The organism is Mesorhizobium sp. M8A.F.Ca.ET.021.01.1.1, from assembly GCF_003998025.1.
Classification (GTDB): Bacteria; Pseudomonadota; Alphaproteobacteria; order Rhizobiales; family Rhizobiaceae; genus Mesorhizobium.
The window spans coordinates 1-2,047 of the sequence record NZ_RZSJ01000818.1; the positions used below are offsets into that span (position 1 = coordinate 1).

1 protein-coding gene and 2 pseudogenes are annotated in these 2,047 nt (G+C 64.6%); 2 read left to right on the top strand and 1 reads right to left on the bottom strand.

The window, feature by feature from the left end:
• A pseudogene (locus tag EOA36_RS34295) lies at positions 1-763 on the bottom strand (ATP-dependent DNA helicase RecG); the annotation flags it as partial.
• 92 nt (positions 764-855) lie between these two features.
• Between EOA36_RS34295 and EOA36_RS34300 the strand changes: the two are divergent.
• Both EOA36_RS34300 and EOA36_RS34305 read left to right on the top strand, forming a co-directional pair.
• Positions 856-1,143 (top strand): succinate dehydrogenase assembly factor 2, encoded by a 288-nt coding sequence (locus tag EOA36_RS34300; RefSeq protein WP_127281115.1) that lies wholly within the window; start codon positions 856-858, stop codon positions 1,141-1,143.
• An 87-nt stretch (positions 1,144-1,230) separates the two neighbouring features.
• Positions 1,231-2,047: pseudogene (locus tag EOA36_RS34305) on the top strand (transcription-repair coupling factor); the annotation flags it as partial.

Sequence of the window (2,047 nt, forward strand, 5' to 3'; positions counted from 1 at the left end):
GGCCTGACAGGCGTCGCACCTTTGCCCGCACCAGGGCCAGCGAAACCTGCCCGGCGAGCAATTCGTCATAGGCGAGGCGGCGCCATGCAGCCCCTTCGACCGCGACATCGATCGGGTCGGCGGGATAATGGATGCGGGTCAGCGCGTCGCCGAAGGACGCAAAGCCCTGGCGGCGCATGAAGGCATCGTCCTGCCATTCCGGCAGGTCCGGCAGGCGGCCGAGCGCCTGGCCGATGGCACGGCGCAAAACCTTGCCGGACAGCCCCGCGGTCAGCGGATATACCGGTTCGACCAGCGGCAGGTTCTCGGCTTCATTGGCGAGTGCGATATGGTCGGGATGGACCATGGTCGGGCGCCCATTGAACCATTCCATGCGGCCTGACACCACGACATGCTCGCCCACCGGCATCGCCTTTTCGAGATAGGCGGCATGGGCATGGAAGAAGGTCAGGCCGATTTCGCCGGTATCGTCATGGGCGTAGACCCGATAGGGCACTGATTTGTTGCCGCGCGGCGGCGCCTGGTGGCGGTCTATGCGCAGCTCAAGCGTCACGATGGCGCCTTCGGCCGCGAGTGCGATGCCTGGCCGGTTGCGGCGGTCGATGACGGTGTGCGGCAGCACGAACAACAGATCGCCGGCACGCGCTGCGCGATCGCCGAGGTCGGCCGCCACGACCTTCTCGATCAACGCACCGACCTTCGGTCCGATGCCGGCAAGCGAAGTGATCGGGACAAACAGGGGATCGAGGATGGAAGGACGCATGATGTCAGCTTATGTCGCGACGGCCGCAGCGCAAGGCTGACACCGCCCACTATCCACGCTATATGCGCCGCTTGAAGCGAGGATGCGGCACAATGACCGGAACGAAACGATCAAGCGAGGGTCTGGACGCCCATCGCCGCAAGCTGTTGTTCCGCTCCTGGCATCGCGGCATGCGCGAGATGGACCTCATCCTCGGCACCTTCGCCGATGCCGAGATCGGCACCTTGACCGCTGAGGAAATCGACCAATATGAGAGGCTCCTCGACATTTCCGACACGGAATTCCTGCCGCTGGTCACTGGCGAACGCCCGGTGCCGACGGAGATCGACTGTGCCGTCCTGCAAAAAATCCTGGCGTCCCGCCGGACCATGACTTTCTGAACACATGACTTTCTGAACACAAGCAATTCCAGGAAAAGTGCGAAGCGGTTTTCCCACGGGAATTGCGACAACCAAGACCGTGATTTGATGGCTCTCATTCCCACCATTGGCTTGCCGAAGGGCCGCACCGGCCAGTTCATCGTCGACGGTGTCGCCGATGGATACGAGGCCTTCGCGCTGGTCCAGACGGCGCTCGAGATCGCACCCGACAAGCCGGTGCTGTTCGTGGCCCGCGACGGCCAGCGCCTGCCTTCCATCATCGAGGCGCTGTCCTTCGTCGCACCCGGCCTGCCCGTGCTGGAGCTGCCTGCCTGGGACTGCCTGCCATACGACCGTGTGTCGCCGGGTTCCGATGCCGCCGCCAAGCGCCTCGATGCGCTGACCGCCATGATCGCGCTGGCGAAGAAACCGCATCGTGCCGTCATTCTCACCACCGCCAATGCGTTGCTGCAGCGTATTCCGCCCGCGGAGCTTGTCGAGGCGCAGACCTTCCACGCCAGACCCGGCAACCAGATCGACATGAATGCGCTGATCGCGCGGCTGGAGACGTCGGGATTCGAACGCGTGCCGACCGTGCGAGGCATCGGCGAATTCGCGGTGCGCGGCGGCATTCTCGACCTCTTCGCGCCCGGCTGGACCGAGGCGCTGCGACTTGATTTCTTCGGCGACACGCTGGAATCGATCCGCGTCTTCGACGCCGCCACGCAGCGCACCACTGGCCAGCGCAAATCGATGGCGCTGCAGGCGATGAGCGAAGTGGCGCTGACGCCTCAAACCATCAGCCGCTTCCGCCGCGCCTATATCGAGGCATTCGGCGCGCCATCGCGTGACGACGGGCTCTACGCCGCGGTCAGCGAGGGGCGGCGCTTCGCGGGCATGGAGCATTGGCTGCCGTTCTTCTATG